The organism is Marinobacter halophilus (genome assembly GCF_003007685.1).
Taxonomy (GTDB): domain Bacteria; phylum Pseudomonadota; class Gammaproteobacteria; order Pseudomonadales; family Oleiphilaceae; genus Marinobacter; species Marinobacter halophilus.
The window spans coordinates 86,530-107,478 of the sequence record NZ_PXNN01000009.1 but is presented as its reverse complement, the minus strand read 5'-3'; the positions used below and the strand labels follow the sequence as shown (position 1 = coordinate 107,478).

At 56.3% G+C, this 20,949-nt stretch carries 16 protein-coding genes; 8 read left to right on the top strand and 8 right to left on the bottom strand.

The genetic code is table 11. From position 1 onward, the window contains the following. Nucleotides 1-2 precede the first annotated feature (2 nt). Genes C7H08_RS05980 through C7H08_RS05970 form a run of 3 tightly spaced genes read right to left on the bottom strand, consistent with a single transcriptional unit; the run spans nucleotide 3 to nucleotide 2,241 of the window. The gene (locus C7H08_RS05980) at nucleotides 3-614 is read right to left on the bottom strand and encodes a type IV pilus inner membrane component PilO (protein ID WP_106670833.1); all 612 of its coding nucleotides are present in this window, start codon (nucleotides 612-614) and stop codon (nucleotides 3-5) included. Beyond that, the gene (locus C7H08_RS05975; protein ID WP_106670832.1) at nucleotides 614-1,177 is read right to left on the bottom strand and encodes a PilN domain-containing protein; all 564 of its coding nucleotides are present in this window, start codon (nucleotides 1,175-1,177) and stop codon (nucleotides 614-616) included. The genes C7H08_RS05980 and C7H08_RS05975 overlap by 1 nt, the downstream gene beginning before the upstream one ends. Continuing rightward, on the bottom strand, nucleotides 1,177-2,241 hold the full coding sequence (locus C7H08_RS05970) for a pilus assembly protein PilM (RefSeq protein WP_106670831.1): 1,065 nt from the start codon (nucleotides 2,239-2,241) through the stop codon (nucleotides 1,177-1,179). Before C7H08_RS05970 ends, C7H08_RS05975 begins: the two co-directional genes overlap by 1 nt. Nucleotides 2,242-2,477: 236 nt before the next feature. Between C7H08_RS05970 and C7H08_RS05965 the strand changes: the two genes are divergently transcribed. After that, nucleotides 2,478-5,015, top strand: coding sequence for a penicillin-binding protein 1A (locus tag C7H08_RS05965; RefSeq protein WP_106670830.1), 2,538 nt, complete (start codon nucleotides 2,478-2,480; stop codon nucleotides 5,013-5,015). An 88-nt stretch (nucleotides 5,016-5,103) separates the two neighbouring features. On the opposite strand, the gene C7H08_RS05960 is transcribed toward C7H08_RS05965, so the two are convergent. Together C7H08_RS05960 and rpmE are read right to left on the bottom strand one after the other, a co-directional pair. Further along, nucleotides 5,104-6,369 carry a malic enzyme-like NAD(P)-binding protein gene (locus tag C7H08_RS05960; RefSeq protein ID WP_106670829.1) on the bottom strand — a complete coding sequence of 422 codons (1,266 nt, stop codon included), beginning with the start codon at nucleotides 6,367-6,369 and terminating at the stop codon, nucleotides 5,104-5,106. A 214-nt stretch (nucleotides 6,370-6,583) separates the two neighbouring features. Continuing rightward, nucleotides 6,584-6,805 carry a 50S ribosomal protein L31 gene (gene rpmE, locus C7H08_RS05955; RefSeq protein WP_106670828.1) on the bottom strand — a complete coding sequence of 74 codons (222 nt, stop codon included), beginning with the start codon at nucleotides 6,803-6,805 and terminating at the stop codon, nucleotides 6,584-6,586. A 234-nt stretch (nucleotides 6,806-7,039) separates the two neighbouring features. On the opposite strand from rpmE, the gene C7H08_RS05950 reads away from it, so the two are divergent. The 6 genes from C7H08_RS05950 (at nucleotide 7,040) to hslU (ending at nucleotide 15,849) form a co-directional block, all read left to right on the top strand. After that, nucleotides 7,040-9,211: a primosomal protein N' gene (locus C7H08_RS05950; RefSeq protein WP_106670827.1), complete on the top strand. Its 2,172-nt coding sequence runs from the start codon at nucleotides 7,040-7,042 to the stop codon at nucleotides 9,209-9,211. Then, on the top strand, nucleotides 9,186-11,357 hold the full coding sequence (locus tag C7H08_RS05945) for an Ig-like domain-containing protein (protein WP_107524641.1): 2,172 nt from the start codon (nucleotides 9,186-9,188) through the stop codon (nucleotides 11,355-11,357). Before C7H08_RS05950 ends, C7H08_RS05945 begins: the two co-directional genes overlap by 26 nt. A 138-nt stretch (nucleotides 11,358-11,495) precedes the next feature. After that, on the top strand, nucleotides 11,496-13,181 hold the full coding sequence (gene argS / locus C7H08_RS05940) for an arginine--tRNA ligase (protein ID WP_106670825.1): 1,686 nt from the start codon (nucleotides 11,496-11,498) through the stop codon (nucleotides 13,179-13,181). A 7-nt stretch (nucleotides 13,182-13,188) separates the two neighbouring features. Further along, entirely contained in the window at nucleotides 13,189-13,824 is a 636-nt protein-coding gene (locus tag C7H08_RS05935; protein ID WP_106670824.1) for an SPOR domain-containing protein, read from the top strand. Nucleotides 13,825-13,978: 154 nt separating this feature from the next. Continuing rightward, complete coding sequence (gene hslV, locus C7H08_RS05930; protein ID WP_106670823.1) at nucleotides 13,979-14,509, top strand: ATP-dependent protease subunit HslV; 531 nt, start codon at nucleotides 13,979-13,981, stop codon at nucleotides 14,507-14,509. A gap of 11 nt (nucleotides 14,510-14,520) precedes the next feature. Next, nucleotides 14,521-15,849: an ATP-dependent protease ATPase subunit HslU gene (hslU, locus tag C7H08_RS05925; protein WP_106670822.1), complete on the top strand. Its 1,329-nt coding sequence runs from the start codon at nucleotides 14,521-14,523 to the stop codon at nucleotides 15,847-15,849. 72 nt (nucleotides 15,850-15,921) lie between these two features. Here hslU and C7H08_RS05920 read toward each other — a convergent pair whose 3' ends face one another. From C7H08_RS05920 to C7H08_RS05910, 3 genes are all read right to left on the bottom strand, one after another. After that, entirely contained in the window at nucleotides 15,922-17,163 is a 1,242-nt protein-coding gene (locus C7H08_RS05920; RefSeq protein ID WP_106670821.1) for a patatin-like phospholipase family protein, read from the bottom strand. Nucleotides 17,164-17,250: 87 nt separating this feature from the next. After that, the gene (gene ptsP / locus C7H08_RS05915) at nucleotides 17,251-19,557 is read right to left on the bottom strand and encodes a phosphoenolpyruvate--protein phosphotransferase (RefSeq protein WP_106670820.1); all 2,307 of its coding nucleotides are present in this window, start codon (nucleotides 19,555-19,557) and stop codon (nucleotides 17,251-17,253) included. Between the two features lie 29 nt (nucleotides 19,558-19,586). Then, the gene (locus C7H08_RS05910) at nucleotides 19,587-20,099 is read right to left on the bottom strand and encodes an RNA pyrophosphohydrolase (protein WP_106670819.1); all 513 of its coding nucleotides are present in this window, start codon (nucleotides 20,097-20,099) and stop codon (nucleotides 19,587-19,589) included. A 182-nt stretch (nucleotides 20,100-20,281) separates the two neighbouring features. On the opposite strand from C7H08_RS05910, the gene C7H08_RS05905 reads away from it, so the two are divergent. Beyond that, a complete protein-coding gene (locus C7H08_RS05905; protein ID WP_106670818.1) occupies nucleotides 20,282-20,938 on the top strand; it encodes a histidinol-phosphatase in 657 nt (218 codons plus the stop codon). The last annotated feature ends 11 nt before the right edge of the window (nucleotides 20,939-20,949 follow it).

Sequence of the window (20,949 nt, the reverse complement as noted above, 5' to 3'; positions counted from 1 at the left end):
GCTCACTCTCCAGCCCGGTAGCGGTAGGTACGGGCAACAACCTGCATATCAAGTTGTTCACCATCTCCGCCAAGTGGTTTGATGGTTAAGTCATGCAGCGTCACAATCCGTGGCAGGCTGGCTACACTGCTGACAAACGAGGCCAGTTCGTGGTACGCACCTGACACCCGTATATTGATCGGCAATTCAGAATAAAAGTCGCGACGTTGCTCAGGCTGCAGCTTGACCTCCTGAAGCGCCAGACCATTCCCCAAAGCTGTATTGGTAATGTCCTCAAGCAAGCCGGGAACCTCGGTTTCACTGGGCAGCTGTCTGACCAGGGCGCCGAATGTCTCTTCCATCTCCGCCATCTGAGCTTTGAACACATCCAGGTTTGCTACCTGATAGGCTTTTTGCTCGTAACGCTGCTTCAGCTCCTGCTCGGTGCGCTCAACTCGCTCCAACTGGCCATACTGGTCCTTAATAAAGAACCAGTAACCACCTCCAAGAATCAGACCAAAGACGATCAACACCACAATGGCTTTGACCGGTGCTGGCCAGATGCCTGCATTGTTGATATCCAGGTCATTGATATCGAAATCGTTCAAGCTCTTAAGTGAGTCCGCGAGGCTCATTAATTATCCTCCGCTTCGGGCTCAGGCGTCTGCTGCTGGACCGCAAGATTAAACTGACTGTATCCGGCCCGACGGGCATCGGCAGCAGCCACATTTGAAAGATTGGGATTGGCAAACCAGTCAGATTCTTCAAACTGGCGCATAAGGTTGGAGATCCTGCTGTTGGACTCTGCCATGCCGACAATATCGATGCGCTCACCCGTTCGTTTCAGGTCGGTATAGAAAAGACCATCTGGCAGGGTTCTTACCAGCTCATCAAAGACCCGCACAATAACCGGACGAGTACCCTGAAGATCCTGAATCACCTGCATCCGCGCCAACAACTCATCGCGCTGCCGTTTCAGATTCTCGATTTCGGTGATCTGCTGATCCAGCTGCTTGGTTGCAGTTTCGATGTAGGCGTTTCGGGATTGCTGGTAGGCAAGCCGGCTGTCCATATCGGATTTCCAGAGAAAGGTCAGTCCCCCGGCAATGATTACTGAACCGAGAATCATGACGATGAACTGCTTCTGCTTCTCAGCGCGCAGCTCCTCTCGCCATGGTCTGAGGTTAATTTTTGCCATCAGTCGAAACTCCTCATTGCCAGGCCGCAGGCAATCATCAACGATGGAGCATCATTGCTCAGAGCTGATGCGTTCACTCTGGAACCAATCGCCATTTCTGCAAACGGGTTCGCCACCAGGGTCGGCGTGCCGGTCTTTTCCTCAACCATTTCGGTCAGCCCCTGAATTGAAGCTGTGCCGCCGGCCAGAACTACGTAATCGACCGCGTTGTATTGACTGGCGCCAAAGAAGAACTGGAGTGCGCGCGCAACTTGTTGCACAACCGCCTCCCGGAATGGGGTAAGCACTTCGGGTTCGTAGTCGTCTGGAAGCCCGCCCTGCTTCTTGGCAAGGCCAGCCTCTTCAAGCGAAAGCCCGTAGCGACGCTGGATCTCTTCGGTCAACTGTTTGCCGCCGAAGATCTGCTCACGGGTATAAACTGTTTTACCCTCAGCCAACACACTCAACGTGGTCATGGTCGCGCCAACATCCACGATAGCAACGACCAGCTCTTCACCCTGGGAGTCGAGTTGTGATTCGATCAGCTTGTAGGCGCGTTCAAGGGCATAGGCCTCAACATCGACAATTTTGGTGGTGAGGCCAGCAATCTCCAGCGCATCTTCCCGAATATCGACGTTTTCTTTCCGGCACGCTGCCAGCAAAACGTCGACCTGATCCGGGTTCGCTTCCGATGGACCCTGAACCTCAAAATCAATGGCGACTTCGTCCAATGGATACGGAATGTATTGATCCGCCTCGAGCGCGATCTGATCTTCCATTTCAAATTCGTTAAGGCCACCGTCCATCTGAATCACTTTCGTGATTACCGCAGAGCCGGAAACCGCAACCGCCACATGTTTTACGCCAGTGCGGGATTTGGAAGCCACTCGCTTGAGCACTTCACCCACTGCCTCGACGTCTGTAATGTTCTTCTCGACCACTGCGTTGGCCGGCAAAGGCTCAACCGCATAGCTTTCCACTTTGTAGCGGTCGCCATGCCTTGACAGTTCCAGAAGTTTGACCGAGCTGGAGCTGACGTCCAAGCCCAGCACCGCACTGGATTTTTTTCCTAACAATCCGAACACGCGCTCACCCTTTACCTGGTTTAATGCACCCGGCTTAAGAGTCCCTGAACCAATCCCTGATACGGCATCTATTACAGAGACACTATGTGTTTTTTATGTAAGAGAATTCTTCGAGTTTTCCGTCTACAATGCAGGCTCTTTATTGCTCAAGAGGTATTGCATTCAGCGAAGTGACTCATCCTTCCTAAAGCAATTTCTCAAATAATAGACCTATATCCAACTGTTGTCAGAAAAAAATGTCTCAATTGCTGCGTACATCTCGTGTTTTCGCCTGGTTCCTGCTCACTGGCCTGAGTGTCGCTATTATTATCGCCTCAGCCTTCTACCTCTACCTTCGGCCAAGCCTGCCGCCCGTCCAACAATTACTGGACGTTAAACTGCAGACGCCACTTCGGGTGTATAGTCAAGACAACAGATTAATAGCAGAATTCGGAGAAAAGAGAAGGGCACCGATCACAATCGAACAGATCCCTACAATTCAGTTACAAGCCTTCCTGGCCGCGGAAGACTCACGATTTTACGAGCACTTCGGCGTCGACATCAAAGGCCTGACGCGGGCTGTGGTCGAGCTCGTGTCCACCGGAAGCATCCAGTCCGGGGGCAGCACCATCACTATGCAGGTTGCAAAAAATTACTTTTTGTCACGCGACAGGACCTTTATCCGCAAGTTCAACGAGATACTTCTGGCTCTTCAGATTGAACGCGAACTTGATAAGGACAGGATACTGGAGCTGTACCTCAACAAGATCTATCTCGGTAACCGGGCCTACGGTATCGCTGCCGCCGCTCAAGTCTATTACGACAAGCCGGTCAATGAACTGTCGCTGGCTCAGATGGCGATGCTGGCGGGACTGCCGAAAGCTCCATCTGCCTTTAACCCATTAGCAAACCCTGAAAGAGCAATGATCCGCCGTAACTGGATACTCGGCCGCATGCGAGACCTTGGCCACATAAACCAGGATGCCTGGTCACTGGCTGTCGAGGCACCGCTCACCGCGAGTTACAATACCCGTGAGACCGAGGTCGACGCCGATTACGTGGCCGAAATGGCGCGAACAGAAATGGTGCGCCGGTTCGGCGATGCTGCCTACACGGACGGTTACAGCGTCACCCTCACCGTTAATAGCGAAAAGCAGAATGCGGCCACTGAAGCGCTTCGGGCCGGACTCGAAGATTACGACCGTCGTCACGGCTTTCGGGGTGCCGTCGGCCAGTTTGACGTGAACGGCATGGCCGCCATCGCGCTGTCCGATCAGATGCTCAACTACCCGCGCGTTGAAGGCTTGATTCCCGCCGTGGTGACGGCCGTCGATGACGACCAGGGCGAGGCTCGTGTTCATACGCGCCACCTTGGCTCCGGCAAAATGGCCTTCGATACCATGAGCTGGGCCAAGCGCTATCGCACCGAAAGCCTGACCGGCCCGGCCCCGAGCAAAGTCTCTGACGTCGTGTCTGCCGGCGACGTGGTCTACGTTAAGGTTCTGCAGCTGCCCCAAATTCAGGAGCAGGGCGACGACAACTCTGAGAATGCCGAAGACATCCTGAAAAACGAACTTCAGGTCGCCTTGTCACAAGCGCCACGAGTTGAAGGCGCAGTTATTTCGATCGATGCCCAGAATGGCGCGATCGAAGCCCTCGCGGGCGGTTACAGCTTCAGCCAGAGCAAATACAACCGGGCAACGCAAGCCAACCGCCAGCCAGGCTCAACTTTCAAGCCGTTTCTCTATCTGGCAGCCCTGGAGAACGGAAGAACACCCGCTACCATCTACAACGATGCGCCGATTGTGTTCGAAGATTCGGAGCTGGGAGGCGCCTGGCGCCCGCAGAACTCCTCAGGTCAGTTTTATGGCCCAACCACCCTTCGGGAAGGCCTCTATCGGTCACGCAACCTGGTATCTATTCGCCTGCTCAGGGATCTTGGAATTCGCCAGACACTGGACTACCTCGGACAACTGAAGATTCCGACTGACAAAATGCCGGCGAACTTGTCATTGTCGCTGGGCGCCGGCCAGCTGACACCCATGGATCTGGCACGAGGTTTCGCGGTGATCGCCAATGGCGGCTACGATGTTGAGCCCTATCTAATCCAGCGCATTCAGGAGCCTGACGGCACCGTCGTGTATGAGGCGCCGGAAACCATTCTGTGTGACACCAACTGCAAAGAAGAACCTGAAGCCGTCGCCAATGAGGGGCCCGTGATGGCCAATCAGCCTGACACAGTCCAGACTGACGGCATGCAACTATTGGCTTCAGCTGAAGCCGCTCCCGAACGCAGGGTGATGCAGCGACTTGCAGATGAACGCTCCGTCTACATCCTTCACAGCATCATGCAGGACGTGGTGCGCAGAGGTACCGGTCGGCGGGCACTGGCCCTAAACCGGAACGACATCGCCGGCAAGACAGGCACAACCAACGACCAGATAGACACCTGGTTTGCCGGGTTCAATCACAAGGTTGCCACAACCGTATGGGTTGGCTTCGATCAACCTGCCCCGCTGGGCCGGGGAGAATTCGGCGCAAGCACGGCTCTGCCGATCTGGGTTGATTACATGAAAACCGCCATGCAAGGGGCGCCCTCAGCCACCATGCCCCGACCCAACGGCATTGCCAATATTCGCATCAACCCGAATACGGGAGAGCGGGCCCGGCCTGGCGAAGACGGCAATTTTGAACTATTCAAGGAAGAAGAAGCACCGGCACCACTGCGCCAGGACTCCAATGACAACGGCTCCGGCAATGGTGGCACCGAGCAACTGCCTGGTCATATTTTCTGATCCGTTCGGGCAGCGCCCTGACAACCAACGCACAAAAAAACCGGCGGGATCACCGCCGGTTTTTTTGTGAAGCTGAACTACATCGAAATCAGATGATGTCGTCCATAGACTTCAGCGGGTAGTGCGCAGGGTAAGGGAGGCGCGCCACACCGGAATCCACAGCAGCACGGGCAACTGCCGCCGGCACCACATCTAACAGGCGAACGTCCATTGGCTTGGGAATAATGTATTCCTTGCCGAACTCCAGGCTATCTACATTGTAAGCCGCACAAATTTCCTGAGGCACCGGCTCTTTGGCCAGTTCACGAATTGCGTTTACGGCAGCTACCTTCATCTCTTCATTGATGGCGGTTGCACGAACGTCCAGCGCGCCACGGAAGATGAACGGGAAGCCCAGCACATTATTCACCTGGTTCGGATAGTCCGAGCGACCGGTCGCCATGATCAAATCATCACGGGCAGCCAGGGCCACTGCCGGGCTGATTTCCGGATCAGGGTTCGAGCAAGCGAACACTACCGGGTTTGGAGCCATCTTCTTCAGCTGATCGGCCGACAGGAGGTCCGGGCCAGACAGGCCGACGAACACGTCCGCGCCATCGATGGCGTCGTCCAGTGTGCGCTTATCGGTATCGTTGGCGAACATGGCTTTGTACTGGTTCAAGTCATCACGACCAGAGTGGATCACACCCTTACGGTCGAGCATGAAGATGTTTTCAGAGCGCATACCGCAGCTGATCAGCAACTTCATACAAGCGATCGCAGCTGCACCGGCACCCAGGCAGACCACTGTCGCATCTTCAATTTTCTTACCCTGCAGCTCAAGGGCATTGATCATGCCAGCTGCAGTGACGATTGCAGTGCCGTGCTGGTCATCGTGGAAAACAGGCACGTTGCACTTTTCGATCAGAGCACGCTCAATCTCAAAGCATTCGGGTGCCTTGATGTCTTCCAGGTTGATACCACCAAAGGTATCGGCAATGCGCTCTACAGTTTCAATAAACGCTTGCGGGCTTTCGGAATTGACTTCGATATCGAACACGTCGATCCCGGCAAAGCGCTTGAACAGTACGCCTTTGCCTTCCATGACCGGCTTGCTCGCCAGAGGGCCGAGATTTCCCAAGCCCAGGATAGCAGTGCCGTCTGTAATAACGGCTACCAGGTTGCCCTTACCTGTGTACTTGTAAGCATTCTCGGGGTCCTTCGCGATCTCGCGGACCGGCTCGGCAACCCCGGGGCTGTACGCCAGGGATAGGTCGCGGGAAGTCTGGGTTGGCTTGGTGATTTCAACACTCAGCTTACCCGGCCGCGGTTTGGCGTGATATTCAAGGGCTGCTTCTTTCAGATCTTGAGACATTGCCACTGTTCCGTTTGTCACGTTTAAAGGTAATAGCCGCCGGGCGCTTGCCTGACGGAGCGCGACATTATGGCGCGCCCATTTCGAAACGACAAGCCGAACCAGAATATTTTATGCCCAGTCAATAGTGCATTTTGCGTATAACCGGCCCCGAATCCAAATCGCGCGCACAAAAAAAGCGCCCGCAGGCGCTTTTTTTACATCTTGGTGCAGATCAGTCTTTCTTAGCGCCGATACGACCACCAAAACGCTTGTTGAACTTGTCGATACGACCGCCGGTGTCCATAACCTTCTGCTTGCCAGTGTAAAACGGGTGGCACTGGGAGCAAACGTCTAGCTGCAGATCGTGACCAACAGTAGAACGGGTCTTGATAACGTTACCGCAGGAACAGGTAGCGCTGATTTCTTCGTACTTGGGGTGAATACCTTCTTTCATGGCGAACCTCTATCGGTCATGCCGCTACCTGATCAACTGCCGAATCACGGCATTAACGCCAGGCACCGCATGTTTGAATCAATTGGAAAGACCGTGCACAATCAAGCCCGGCCAGAAACAGACCGCGAATCTTACTGACAAACCCGGCCGCAGGCAAGTACCTTGCTCCCGCGTAATACCCCGGACCACAGCAGCCAGCGACGTAACAGCCCACACTCAGGATACGCAGATACCGTGACACGGCCAGCCACCGCCCGCATCGCCCTCAACCGCCCGCTTCGGCGGCTGTTTGATTATCTGATTCCCGACCACCTTGAACTGACTCCCGGGCAACGGGTAGAAGTGCCCTTCGGACGCCAGACACTGACCGGCCTGGTGGTCGAGACCGGCGTGCAGCCGCCCGCGGGCATCACGCTCAAACCCGTTCGCAACATTCTGGAAACCTGGCCAGCGCTGCCTGAACACACCTTTCGCCTGCTCACCTGGGCCAGTGATTACTATCAACACCCACTCGGGGAGTGCCTGTTTACAGCTCTGCCGCCAGCACTGCGAAAAGGCCGGCCAGCACGGGAAAAACCGGACGAGCGCTGGCAGACCGTCACAGCAGAAGCTGCCCTGCCGGCCAACGCCCATCGCCAGGTAGCACTCTTTAACACCATCAAAACCGCCCCCGGCATTACCTCAAGCGCCCTGGCCCAGTCCGGCTTTAGCCGAGCACAGATCCGCAACCTGCAGCAGAAAGAGCTGATCACAGAAGTCACGACTCAACAAACGCCGCCAATAACACCGGAAGCCGAGCTGCCAGCCCCGATGTTATCCGAGGCCCAACAACAGGCCGCGGCGGATTTTCCGGTGGACACACAGAGCTTCTCCGCCACCCTGCTCTACGGCATTACCGGCAGCGGAAAGACCGAACTCTATCTTCATTATTTAAAAACACACCTGAAAGCCGACGAACAAGCCCTGGTACTGGTCCCGGAAATCAACCTGACCCCACAAACCCTTGCCCGCTTTCGCCGTTACTTTGGCAACCGCATCCAGGTATGGCACTCCGCCCTGAACGACGGCGAGCGCCTGAGCACCTGGCTGAAAATCCGCAACGGCGATCCGGTGATCCTGATCGGCACCCGCTCGGCCGTGCTGCTGCCTTTTAACCATCTACGCACTATTATCGTCGACGAGGAGCACGACAGCTCGTATAAACAGGGCGAAGGCTTCCGTTACTCCGGTCGCGACGTTGCGGTTTACCGTGCCCACCTGAACCAATGCCCGGTGATTCTCGGCTCAGCCACGCCGTCACTGGAATCCTGGCACAACGCCAACCAGGGCAAGTACACGCTGATTCGCCTGGAGCAACGTGCTGGCGGCGCCACACTGCCTCAGCTGGAACTGTTGGACATCCGCAGCCGGCCTTTAGAGGCAGGCTTGTCCCGCCCTGCCCTGAACGCCATCAAAGAGACCCTTGCCAAAGGTGAGCAGGCCTTGGTGTTCGTCAACCGCCGAGGCTTCGCCCCGGTGGTGATGTGCTTTGATTGCGGCTACCTGGAAGAGTGCCCCCGCTGCGACACCCGGCTGACCTTTCACCGACGGGACCGGGCCATGCGCTGCCATCACTGCGACTTCCAGATGGCCGCCAGTCACACCTGCCCGAAATGCCAGAGCGAAAACTTCAAACCGGTTGGCCAGGGCACCGAACGCACCGAAGACACCCTGGCCGAGCAGTTCCCGGAGGTGCCGGTGATTCGGGTAGACCGGGACAGCACCCAGCGCAAGGGCAGCATCCAGGCCATCCTGAAGAAAGTGAACAGTGGCGAACCCTGCATACTGGTGGGCACCCAGATGCTGGCCAAAGGACACGACTTCCCCAATGTCACGCTAGTCATCGCGGTGAATGCCGACGGCGGCCTGTTCAGCGTCGATTTCCGCGCTCCGGAACAAATGATCCAGACCCTGCTGCAAGTCAGCGGCCGCGCCGGCCGCGGCGACAAGCCCGGCAAGGTGCTGATCCAGACCTGCCACAGCGACCACCCGCTGCTAAATGCTCTGTGCCACGGCAACTACGCCACCATCGCCGACCAGCTTCTGGCCGAACGTGAGAGCGGCCAACTGCCTCCGTTCCGGGCCATGGCGATCCTGCGGGCAGAAGCCGACACCATGCAAAACAGCCTGCAATTGCTGGACACACTCAAACCCATGGCGACGTCACCCGGCGTTGAAATCTGGGGGCCCCTGCCAGCTGTCATCGCCCGCAAAGCCGACCGGCACCGGGCACAACTGGTCCTGATCACAGACAACCGCAAACACCTAAACCGGCTATTGACCCACCTCTGCCAATACCTGGACCAGACCAAACTTCCAGGTAGCACCAGATGGATGGTGGATGTCGACCCCCAGGAAACCAGCTGAAGACAGGCTGCAAAATGCGACACAGTGCACAACCTGCAAACGGTTACAATCTTTTGCAGAAATCCGCACCGGCAAGCATTGCGTTTGCGCCGACTGTGCTATGATTTTCAGCAATCTACCCAAGAAATCTGTAACAACACCTGAGGTTGTGCTTCTCGTGCGGAGAATGCTCAACAAAAAGGCTTTTGCTGTAACGAAAACTGGAGATATTAAAATGTCAGGGAAATTCCTTGCGCGTGCGTCAGCGTTGTCGCTGGCTTTTATTTTGGCGGCTTGCGGGGGTGACGATAACTCAACCCCTCTTGCTGGCGGACAAAATCAACAGGGTGACAATGGCTCTCCCGGCTCTGGTGATAACACCAACGGAGGCGTAGATACAGACGGTGATGGCACGGCCGATACCACAATAGGCTCCCTGAGAATAAGCGCCTCACCCGTCCAAATGGGCACCAGCAACACATCTGCATCCGAAATACTGGTCTTTGCCCGAGACGCGGACAACATTTTGGCAGAGAATATCCCAGTTAAGTTTAGTGTCGATTCTGACGCGACACTGCAAGTTGCCCGCAGCACCACCGATGAGACCGGAACTGCAAAGGCACTGCTGAGCACCCGCCAAAACCCGAAAAACAGACCTGCAACAGTAAAGGCCACAGTTGGCGGAATTGAAGCATCTATTACAGTCAACATTACCGGAACAACACTAGCCTTAGATGGCCCAACCAACATTTCGGTTGGTAGTTCAGGAACTTACACTGCGACCCTCCTTGATTCTGAAGGTAACGGAGTTCCACTGGAAATAATCTCAATAGATAGCCCGCTGCCGAACATCACTACGTTGAATACTGATGATGAGGGAGAAGCTTCTTTCGCTTTGGAACCATCTGCTGCCGGCACATACCCAGTCGAGATTTTAGCTTTCTCAGGCGAAAGTGTGCTTAGTGCAAGCCTTGAAATTAGTGTATCGGACAGCAATTTCCAATTCACCAGTCCAGGGCCTGGTTCGGAAGTTCCCATAGACTCAGCCTCAAACCTGACTTTTGCCTGGAGCGAAAACAACCTCGGCGTGAGCAACGAACCAATTACCATTAGCCTAACTCGCGGCTTAATCGACAATAGCCTTTCATACCAAGCTAACACTGACGCAAACGGAGAGATTGCGACTACGATTTCATCAGATTCGGCCGGCCCCGCTACCATTGTCGCCCGCAGCGAGACCTCTGGCCTCGAAACCAGCATGATTTTTGAATTTGTCGCTATAACCCCTGACAGCCTAGTGGTTCAAGCGAGTCAAACCCAAGTGAAACCACAAGAGCAAAGCAAAATCACTGCGGTTGTGAGAGACGCGAATAACAACCTTGTTAAGGGACAGAGAGTACAGTTCAACATCCAACAAGGTTATGGTGAACTCTCTACACCAGATGCCATTACGAGTTCGCTTGGCCGAGCGTCAACTGTCTTTACTGCAGGCAATAGTGGTAGCGGTGCAGAACAAACAATCATTACAGCAACACTTGCAAGCGACAACACCATTCAAGACCAAGCCCTGCTGACGGTTACGGATGGTGCACTCCGTTTGTCAATTGGTACTGGAAACACCTTGGCGGAAGAAAACAGCGCTACTTACCTTAAAGAATGGGTAGTATTCGTGTCAGACGCAAACGGCCAGCCAGTCGAAAATGCCGAGGTCGAACTGACTGTTTTGCCTTCCCGCTATTTTAAAGGGTTTTGGCAACCCGGCATTTGTGGCACCGGTACGGAACCCAATTGCTGGGTTGCCAATGAAACTGCCTCGTGCCCCGCAGAGGACGTAAACCGTAACGGTAAATTAGACTCAGGTGAAGACGTAAATGCCAGTGGTGAATTAGAGCCAACCAATGAAGCAGTTGCCGTTGCGAATAGCAGCGCTTCGACAGAAGATGGCTCTTATGGATTCGCGCTCAAGTACCCTCAAAGCGCATGTCGCTGGACCGAAGTTACTGTGCAAGCTAAGGTGAATGTCCCCGGCGGTTCCGAGTACAGCGAGACAGCTACGACCACTCTGTCATGCCTTGCTAGCGACCTTTCAAACTTGGATGTAACACCTCCCGCAATCAACGGCGGGAGCCGCTACGGACAGTCAACAAGCTGTTTGGATGCTGATTAACCTGTGACGTACAAAAAGCCCGGCCTCAGCGCCGGGCTTTTTGCTTACACTCAAACTTTCCGCGATAATGCACCTCTTCTGATTTAACGGGCACCCTGCCCCGACACCCATTCTCCTGAACACCGAGTCACTTGACGCATGAAAGAGACCGTATCCGAGCTTCTCCAGTCTGCACTGGCCACTTTGCAATCTGACGGCACTCTGCCCGCAGACCAGACTTTTACTCCACAGATTGGCAACACCAAGGACAAGTCCCACGGTGATTACGCCTGCAACATTGCCCTGATGGCGTCTAAAGCCGCCGGTTGCCCGCCGCGAAAACTGGCGGAGGCTCTGGTGGCCGCGTTGCCGGAAAGTGCCGCGGTGGAGAAAGTGGAAATTGCCGGGCCGGGCTTTATCAACTTTTTCATGAGCACCGCCAGCGCGTTCGAGGTGGTGAATACCATTCTGGATGAGGCGGAACTGTTTGGCCGTAACCAAAGCGGCCAGGGCGAGAAGGTTCAGGTCGAGTTTGTTTCTGCCAACCCTACCGGCCCGCTGCACGTGGGTCATGGCCGAGGTGCGGCGATTGGCGATTGCCTGTGCCGGTTGCTGGAAGCCAACGGCTACGACGTTACCCGGGAATTCTACTACAACGATGCCGGCGCCCAGATCAACAACCTGGCGTTGTCGGTTCAGGCCCGGGTAAAAGGCCTGACACCAGAACACGAAAGCTGGCCGGAAGACGGTTATCGGGGCGATTACATCACCGACGTTGCCAACGCCTATCTGGCCGGCGACACGGTGACGGCAGACGATCGGGCCGTAACCGCCAAAACCGACCCGGAAGACCAGAACGCCATTCGCGAATTTGCGGTGGCCTACCTGCGCCGGGAACAGGATCTGGACCTAAAAGCCTTTGGCGTTCAGTTTGACGTCTACTTTCTGGAATCCTCCCTTTACCAGGAAGGCAAAGTTGAAGCCACCGTTGAGCGCCTGAACGCGAATGGTTACACCTACGAGCAAGACGGCGCCCTCTGGCTGAAAACCACCGAGTTCGGCGACGACAAAGACCGCGTGATGCGCAAGCAGGACGGCGGCTACACCTACTTCCTGCCGGATGTGGCCTACCACCTCGATAAGTGGCAGCGCGGCTTTACCACCGTGATCAACGAGCAGGGTGCCGACCACCACTCCACCGTTACCCGGGTGCGCGCCGGCCTGCAGGCGCTGAACGCCGGCATTCCCCGGGGCTGGCCAGACTATGTCCTGCACCAGATGGTAATGGTGACCCGTTCCGGCCAGGAGGTGAAAATCTCCAAGCGCGCCGGCAGTTACGTCACCATACGAGACCTGATCGACGAAGTCGGCCGCGATGCCACCCGTTTCTTCCTGGCGGCACGCCGTGTTGATTCCCAGTTGACCTTCGATATCGATCTGGCCCGCTCCCAGACCAATGAAAACCCGGTGTATTACATTCAGTATGCCCATGCCCGTATCTGTAGCGTATTGCGCAAACTGGCGGAAGAAGGCGTGCAGCGTGGCCTGAACGAGTGCGTGGGCGACCTGAGCCTACTGACCCTGGATGAAGAAAAGGAACTGGCCAACCAGCTGGCGAAATATCCGGAGCTGATTGCCAACTCCGCCGTACAACGGGAACCGCACCAGCTCGCCCATTACTTGCGTGAACTGGCCGGGTTGTTCCACACCTATTACAACGCCCACAAGGTGTTGATCGAAGACACCGCCCTGCGTGATGCCCGGGTGAGCCTGTATTTGGCCGTACGCCAGGTAATCGCCAACGGCCTGGGGCTGCTGGGCGTGAGCGCACCGGAGGAGATGTAAACCGACCATGGCCAGAGACTACGCCAAAAAACACCGCCCCTCGGGCAAAGGCGCTGCCGCCCCCAAAAAACCAGCGGCCCGGCCCCGTAAGACCGAAACGCCAAAGCGGACGGCACCCTCGCACTCCCAGCATGGAGCTCTGTCTTTGAAGTGGATTCTGTCTCTGGCCGCGGTAGGCGGCTTTATTGGCTTTATTGTGTACCTGAACACCCTCCCCGACGGGCAAGGCCCAACGCCGGTCACGCCAGCAGCTACGCAAACCACTCAACCACAGAAGCCGGCAGCGAGCCCCTCCAAACAGGAAAGAGAACGAAATTTCCGATTCTATGACATGTTGCCGGAATCTGAGGTACTGCCCCCGAAGGTGCAGGAATACGCCCCAAACCCGACACTTCAGGATTTCAACTACGTTGTTCAGTCTGGCTCTTTCCGCAGCCAGGAAGATGCCGAGCGGCAACGGGCGCAGATTGCCTTTCAGGGTTTGCGCGCCAGCGTTCAGCGCATTGATCTGGAAAGCGGCAGTGTCTGGTACCGGGTAAATGTGGGGCCATTCGAGTCCCGCAGTCAGATGAATGCCGCGGTGGACAAGCTGGTATCCATTAGCATTCAGCCTTTGGTTCGCAAGATTCCTAAGGAAGGTTAAGCCCTCTGGGAATGGGGTCTGACCCCGAGGGGTCAGACCCCTAACACGCAACCCCCACAAACCTGACCTTTCCCGCAGTTCAGACCTCTTGAATTCCCGCCAGAAGCCTCCATAACAATCGGATACGAATTTTAATCAGGCAACTGGAGCCAAAATGACTACGATTGTTTCCGTCCGCCGTGACAACGAAGTTGCCATGGGGGGTGATGGCCAGGTTTCTCTGGGTAACACCGTCATGAAAGGCAACGCCCGCAAAGTACGCCGCCTCTACAATGGCCAGGTGATTGCCGGGTTTGCCGGTGGTACCGCAGACGCTTTCACCCTGTTTGAGCGTTTCGAAGCCCAGTTGGAAAAACATCAGGGCAACCTTACCCGTGCTGCTGTGGAGCTGGCCAAAGACTGGCGCACCGATCGAGCTCTCAGAAAGCTTGAGGCCCTGCTGGCCGTGGCCGACAAAACCGCCTCTTTGATCATCACCGGTAACGGTGACGTCATCGAACCGGAACAGGGCCTGATTGCCATCGGCTCTGGCGGCCCGTTTGCCCAGGCTTCCGCACGTGCACTGCTTGAAAACACCAACCTGAGCGCGCATGAGATTGCTGAGAAGGCCCTGCAGATTGCCGGCGACATCTGCATTTACACCAATCAGAACCGCACTCTGGAAGTGCTGTCCTTCAAAGACTGACCGGAGCGACCATGTCTGCAATGACTCCCCGTGAGATCGTCCACGAACTCGACAAACACATCGTGGGCCAGCAAGAAGCCAAGCGCGCCGTCGCGATTGCCCTGCGTAACCGCTGGCGTCGCATGCAGCTGGACAGCAACCTGCGTGACGAAATCACCCCCAAGAACATCCTGATGATTGGCCCCACCGGCGTCGGTAAAACCGAAATTGCCCGTCGTCTGGCCAAGTTGGCCGACGCCCCGTTCCTGAAAGTAGAGGCCACCAAGTTTACCGAGGTGGGCTACGTAGGCCGGGACGTGGAATCCATTATCCGTGATCTGGCGGACATGGCCGTGAAAATGCTTCGTGAAAAAGAGATGAAGCGCCACGAGCACCGGGCCATGGATGCCGCCGAAGACCGCATTCTGGATGCCCTGTTGCCACCTGCCCGGGACTTCAAGGAAGGCGACCAGCGCAACAACGATTCCACCACTCGCCAGATGTTCCGCAAAAAACTGCGGGAAGGCGAGCTGGACGACAAGGAAATCGAAATTGACCTGCGCAGTGGCGGTGGCGGCGTGGAAATCATGGCGCCTCCCGGCATGGAGGAGATGACCAACCAGCTGCAGAGTATGTTCTCCAACCTGTCATCTGATAAACGCAAGACCCGTAAGATGAAAGTGTCGGACGCCATCAAACAGGTCAGAGACGAGGAAGCCGCCAAGCTGGTTAACGAAGATGAAATCAAGCAGAAGGCGATTCACGCGGTTGAGCAGAACGGCATTGTCTTCCTCGATGAGATCGACAAGGTTGCCAAACGCTCTGAGAACACCTCCTCTGACGTGTCTCGTGAGGGCGTTCAGCGCGACCTGCTGCCCTTGATCGAGGGGAGTACCGTCAGCACCAAATACGGCGCCATACGGACCGACCACATTCTGTTCATTGCCTCCGGCGCCTTTCATCTGTCCAAGCCGTCTGACCTGATTCCGGAACTGCAGGGGCGCTTGCCGATCCGGGTTGAACTGCAGGCGCTGACACCGGACGATTTCAAACGCATTCTGACCGAGCCGGATGCGTCTCTGGTACAGCAGTATGAAGCGCTGATGGGCACCGAAGGGCTCAAGCTGACCTTCAAAGAAGAGGCTATTGCCCGCATCGCGGAAGTCGCGTTCAAGGTGAACGAAACCACCGAAAACATCGGCGCCCGCCGTCTGCACACGGTATTGGAGCGGCTGCTGGAAAGCCTGTCGTTCGACGCAGGCGACAAAGTGACCGACGGTTTTGAAATCACCGCAGAGTACGTGGATGAAAAGCTGGGCGAACTGGCAGAAGACGAAGATCTGAGCCGGTATATCCTGTAACGGGAGCCGACCCAAAGAAAAAGGCCGGATGGCAACACGCCATCCGGCCTTTTTTGTGCCTGTCCGTCTGGCTTACTGAGCCTTGGAAAACAGGTGCGTAACGTTGTTGATGCCAGCGGCCAGCTTGCTCTTTTCGGCCTGCTTTTTCCGGCCTTTGGCCACGTAGAGCGGCAGCATTTCTCCGTACAGACTGGTACTGATGGTTCGCTGCTCGTCTTCCAGGCGGTCCCGGCGCAGTTTGATGCCGTATTTTAGTAGCTTTGGCTCCAGCTCATCGGCCCGCTCCAACAGATCGCGGCGCGTCATCTGGTAGGCGTGTTCACACACCATGCGCCGGCTCTGGAAGCTGAACACGTTGGAAAAGAACAGCTTGGCGTCATCCCGGGTGGGCTCGAACAACAGAATGTCTTTATCCGGATAATCCCGGCCGTACTGGGCAATGCCGGACTGCATCCGGGAATAGACCATGGTGCGGTACATCTGGGACAGCAGGTTCGGCATGCCCGCGCGGGTCAACTCGCCCGGTTTCATGGTGCCAGCGCGGACCGCCGCACTGGCGTCGATCGGTACCTGGGGGTTCACCGCCAGCACCAGATCGGCGCCGTCTTCAAACGCCACGGAGGCGTGCAGGCCTTTGCGCAGAGTGCCATCCACATAATACCGACCGTCTATATCGACCGGCACATACAAACCAGGCGAGGCCGTGCTAGCCTGAACCGCTCTGGAAATGGGGACGTGATCAAAGCCGGGCGCACCGAAACAGACCGCCTCCGTGCTCTCTACATCGGCGGCAACCACATACAGACTGCGTTTGAGCTGCCGGAAATCGTTGGTACGCCCGAGCATGGTAAAGGCATGGCGCAAGTAGTCATGCAGGCCTTCGTTATCAAACAGACCCGCCGGGGCCGCCTGGGCCAGAATGGTCATGGCCTCCATCAGGCTTTGATCGTAAGGGTTATTAACGAAGCGGCTGATGGCCGTCGACAGCAGGCCGGGCACCGACAGCAAACGGCTGCCGATTTCCCTGAACGCGGGGCGGTAAAACACTTCCGGGTGAAATGGATGAACTTCTGCCTCGTTGCGCACAAAAATCCGGCATAACTGGGCCGTGGTCATCTGGTTCGCCAGATTGGCCGCCACGAACGAGCCGGCATTCACACCGACATACACATCAATGTTGTTGAAATCCAAGCCATCCAGGGCTTCATCCAGCGCCCTCAATGCGCCGATCTCATAAATGCCGCCCAATGGCCCACCGCCACCCAGGGCGAGGCCGATACGTGGTGCTGGCTTGAGTTCGGTCGCTTTCGTCATAGCCTGTCCTTTGTAGGTACTGCAAGAAATACGTTACCAACCTACCAATGGATTTTAGAGTAAGCACACTATAAAAATAGCCAACCCTCAGGAAACCGCCTGTTCTGCCATCGCAGCGCTGGAGGATTTGCCCGGGCGCAGATAGCGGCCGAAGCCGGCGTTCCTGAGCGCCAGGTCAACACAACTTTTGATCACGTGGGGAGAATCCAGCAGCAGGACGTCTTCCAGCAACTGGATCGCCCATTCCCGGTCAATACTGCGTATGACCGACTTGACCTTTGGCAGGCTGGCGGCGTTCATCGACAGCGAATCATAGCCCATGGCCATCAGCAGCAGTGCGCCACCGGGATCGCCTGCCAGCTCGCCGCAGATACCGACTGGTTTGCCCACCGAGCGGGCATCCTGGGCGATGCGCACCAGCGCCTGCAGCACCGCCGGGTGATACGAATGGTACAGCTGAGCCACCCGGGGATTGTTGCGGTCTACCGCCAACAGGTATTGGGTAAGGTCGTTGGAACCCACCGACAAGAAGTCCACCCGCTCGGCCAGTTCGCGAATCTGGTACACCGCCGCCGGCACTTCCACCATCACACCCACCTTGGGCATGTGGATGTCGTAACCTTCTTCCCGCACTTCGTGATAGACACGGTAAATCAGGTGAAGAGACTCCTCCACCTCGGAAATATTGCTGATCATGGGCAGCATGATCTGCAGATTGTTCAGGCCTTCACTGGCCTTGAGCATGGCCCGCACCTGAACCAGAAAGATCTCAGGGTGATCAAGAGTAACCCGGATGCCGCGCCAGCCCAGAAAAGGGTTTTCTTCCTCGATCGGGAAGTAGGTCAGCGATTTGTCGCCACCGATATCGAGGGTACGCATGGTGACCGGGTTGGGCGCAAAGGCTTCGAGTTGTTCCCGATAATACTCCCGCTGCTCCTGTTCGGACGGGAATCGATCCTTGATCATGAACGGCACTTCGGTGCGATACAGGCCTATGCCCTCAGCGCCGTGCGACAGCGAGCGCACCACATCGGTCATCAGACCGGTGTTAACCAACAGCGCCACCCGGTGCCCATCAGTGGTTTCACAAGGCTTGTCCCGCAATACTTCCAGGCCACGGAACAGCTCGTCCTCTTCTTCACAGATAGCCTGATAGAAGGCGCGAAGATCCGCCGAAGGCGACGCAAAGATCTGCCCTTCAAAGCCATCCACCACCAGCTCCCGGCCGTCCAGCTGGTTAACCGGAATGTCGACCAGGCCCATTACCGTTGGCACACCCATGGCCCGGGCCAGAATGGCCACGTGGGAGTTGCTGGAACCTTTGACCGAGACCAGACCAACGAGCTGCCCTTTAGGCACCTCACCCAACATCGCGGGGGTCAACTCTTCACTGACCAGCACGGTTCGTTCCGGGTATTCCTGGTGCTTTTGCTCACCTTCCTGCATGTGAGACAGCAACCGGCGGCCAAGATCACGGATATCGACCACACGTTCCTGCAGGTAATGATCGTCCATCATTTCAAAGTGACGAATGTACTGCTGAACCACCTGTTTCAGAGCACCCTGAGCCCAAACGCCCTCACGAATCCTGATGGCGACTTCGCCGGGCAGAGCTTCGTCATCCAGCATGCGCAAGTAAACATCAAACAGCGCTTGCTCTTCCGGCCGGAGCTGAGACGCCAAACGGTTGGCGACCCGTTCAATATCCTCTCTGACCGCCTGCACCGCAGAGCGGAACAGTTCCAGCTCCTGCTCTATATTTTCGGTGGGTTTCTCCGGCACCACGTCCAGATCGGCCGATGGATACACCACCATGCCGGTGCCGATTGCCACACCGGGCGCACCCGGCACACCGCTGAAACTGATATCTTTGGTTTCTTCGCCAGTCAACGACAAACCACTGATGGCACCGGTGGCCTCGCTGTGGGCGATCACGCCCGCCAGCTGAGCGGATACGGTAACCAGAAACGCCTCTTCACCCTCATCAAAACAGCGGGAACTTTCCCGTTGCTGCACCACCAGCACACCAAGCACCCGACGATGGTGAATGATGGGCACACCCAGAAACGAACGGAAACGCTCTTCACCGGTCTCCGGGAAGTAGCGATAACGGGGGTGGGAAGGGGCATCTTCGAGGTTGATGGGCTCTTCGCGAGCACCGACCAGGCCGACCAGTCCTTCGGAATAAGCCAGGCTGACCTTGCCAACCGAATCTTTGTACAGACCTTCGGTGGCCATCAAGATGTAACGATTGGTGGCTGGATCAAGCAGGTAGACGGAGCAGACTTCGGTCGTCATCGCTTTTTGTACCCGCGATACAATGATCTCCATCGCCTCTTTCAGGTCGCGGGCACTGTTTACCTCTTGTACTAGGCTTCGCAGGATACTCAACATGGAGTCAGTCCGTCATATCTGATGTTCCTTCAACGCCGGTTCTCGTCGCCCTTCTGCAACTGCTCCATGTTATGGAACAGCCTGGGCGCCAATTCCCTCAGCGCACGTCTGTAAACTTCTCTCTTGAACGAGACTACCTGCCCCAAAGGGTACCAATAGCTCACCCATTGCCAGCCATCGAATTCCGGTGAATCGGTGCCATCCACGCGCACGTGGGCGTCTGGCGACAGCATCCTCAGCAGGAACCATTTCTGTTTTTGCCCCACACAAACGGGGTGCGAGTTATGGCGAACCATCCTTCTCGGAAGACGGTAACGCAGCCAGCCCCGAGTGCAACTGATGATTTCAACATCCGCTGCACTCAGGCCGATTTCCTCTCCAAGCTCCCGGTACAGTGCGTCTTCCGCTGATTCGGTATGTTTGATGCCACCTTGCGGAAACTGCCAGGAGTCCTGCCCAATTCGCCTTGCCCAGAGAACTTCTCCCCTGTGGTTGGCCAGAATGATTCCGACGTTGGGTCTGAAACCGTCTGAGTCAATCACGGCACAGTCCTTATAAAAGTCGGTTGCCGATTAATTTTTAACCGGCGGAAATTGTCCAAGTTGCTCTCATTCTTACAGAATCCCAAGGCTTCGGCAAACGGAGCTGTAAGCGGCACACCATCACGGAGCCGTGATAGACTAGCGGCTTCGCTATAGGGCCTGTGACAATGGGAGGAAGCGGCTTGACGCTCGCAATTTTTGATCTGGACAATACCTTGCTGGCTGGCGACAGTGACCATGCCTGGGGTGAGTTTCTGGTGGAAGAAGGCATGGTGGATGCAGAAGAGTATCGCCAGGCCAACGACCGTTTCTATCAGGAGTACCTGAATGGCGAACTGGACATCTTCCATTACCAGCGCTTTGTGCTCAAACCCTTGTCCAGCCACAGCATGGATGAGCTGGAATCCTGGCGTGAAGCTTTCATGGCAAAGAAAGTGCAACCGATGATGCAGAACAAGGCGGTAAAGCTGCTGGCCGAGCACCGGGACCAGGGCCATACCCTGATGATCATCACCGCCACCAACCGCTTTATCACCGAACCGATCGCCGAACTGTTGGGCGTGGACCACCTGATTGCCACCGAGCCGGAGCTGGTCAATGGCCGGTTTACCGGTGAAGTCGCCGGCACCCCGAGCTTTCAGGGCGGCAAAGTGGAGCGGCTGAATGACTGGCTCGCAGCCCATAACCAAAACCTGGAAGGCGCCTGGTTTTACAGCGACTCACATAATGATGTGCCACTGCTGAAGCAGGTGCAGAACCCGGTAGCGGTTGACCCGGACCCGACGCTGGAGAAGCTGGCTGTGGAGAATGGCTGGAAGGTGATGTCACTCAGGGTCTGACCCCAAGGGGT

What these genes read in the sequence shown, in the direction of transcription:
- C7H08_RS05975 (WP_106670832.1), bottom strand. Translation starts at nt 1,177, where the DNA reads ATGGCAAAAATTAACCTCAGACCATGGCGAGAGGAGCTGCGCGCTGAG.
- C7H08_RS05945 (WP_107524641.1), top strand. Translation starts at nt 9,186, where the DNA reads ATGTCGACCCCCAGGAAACCAGCTGAAGACAGGCTGCAAAATGCGACA.
- C7H08_RS05920 (WP_106670821.1), bottom strand. Translation starts at nt 17,163, where the DNA reads ATGACGAAAGCGACCGAACTCAAGCCAGCACCACGTATCGGCCTCGCC.
- C7H08_RS05965 (WP_106670830.1), top strand. Translation starts at nt 2,478, where the DNA reads ATGTCTCAATTGCTGCGTACATCTCGTGTTTTCGCCTGGTTCCTGCTC.
- C7H08_RS05935 (WP_106670824.1), top strand. Translation starts at nt 13,189, where the DNA reads ATGGCCAGAGACTACGCCAAAAAACACCGCCCCTCGGGCAAAGGCGCT.
- C7H08_RS05960 (WP_106670829.1), bottom strand. Translation starts at nt 6,369, where the DNA reads ATGTCTCAAGATCTGAAAGAAGCAGCCCTTGAATATCACGCCAAACCG.
- hslV (WP_106670823.1), top strand. Translation starts at nt 13,979, where the DNA reads ATGACTACGATTGTTTCCGTCCGCCGTGACAACGAAGTTGCCATGGGG.
- ptsP (WP_106670820.1), bottom strand. Translation starts at nt 19,557, where the DNA reads ATGTTGAGTATCCTGCGAAGCCTAGTACAAGAGGTAAACAGTGCCCGC.
- hslU (WP_106670822.1), top strand. Translation starts at nt 14,521, where the DNA reads ATGTCTGCAATGACTCCCCGTGAGATCGTCCACGAACTCGACAAACAC.
- C7H08_RS05980 (WP_106670833.1), bottom strand. Translation starts at nt 614, where the DNA reads ATGAGCCTCGCGGACTCACTTAAGAGCTTGAACGATTTCGATATCAAT.
- argS (WP_106670825.1), top strand. Translation starts at nt 11,496, where the DNA reads ATGAAAGAGACCGTATCCGAGCTTCTCCAGTCTGCACTGGCCACTTTG.
- rpmE (WP_106670828.1), bottom strand. Translation starts at nt 6,805, where the DNA reads ATGAAAGAAGGTATTCACCCCAAGTACGAAGAAATCAGCGCTACCTGT.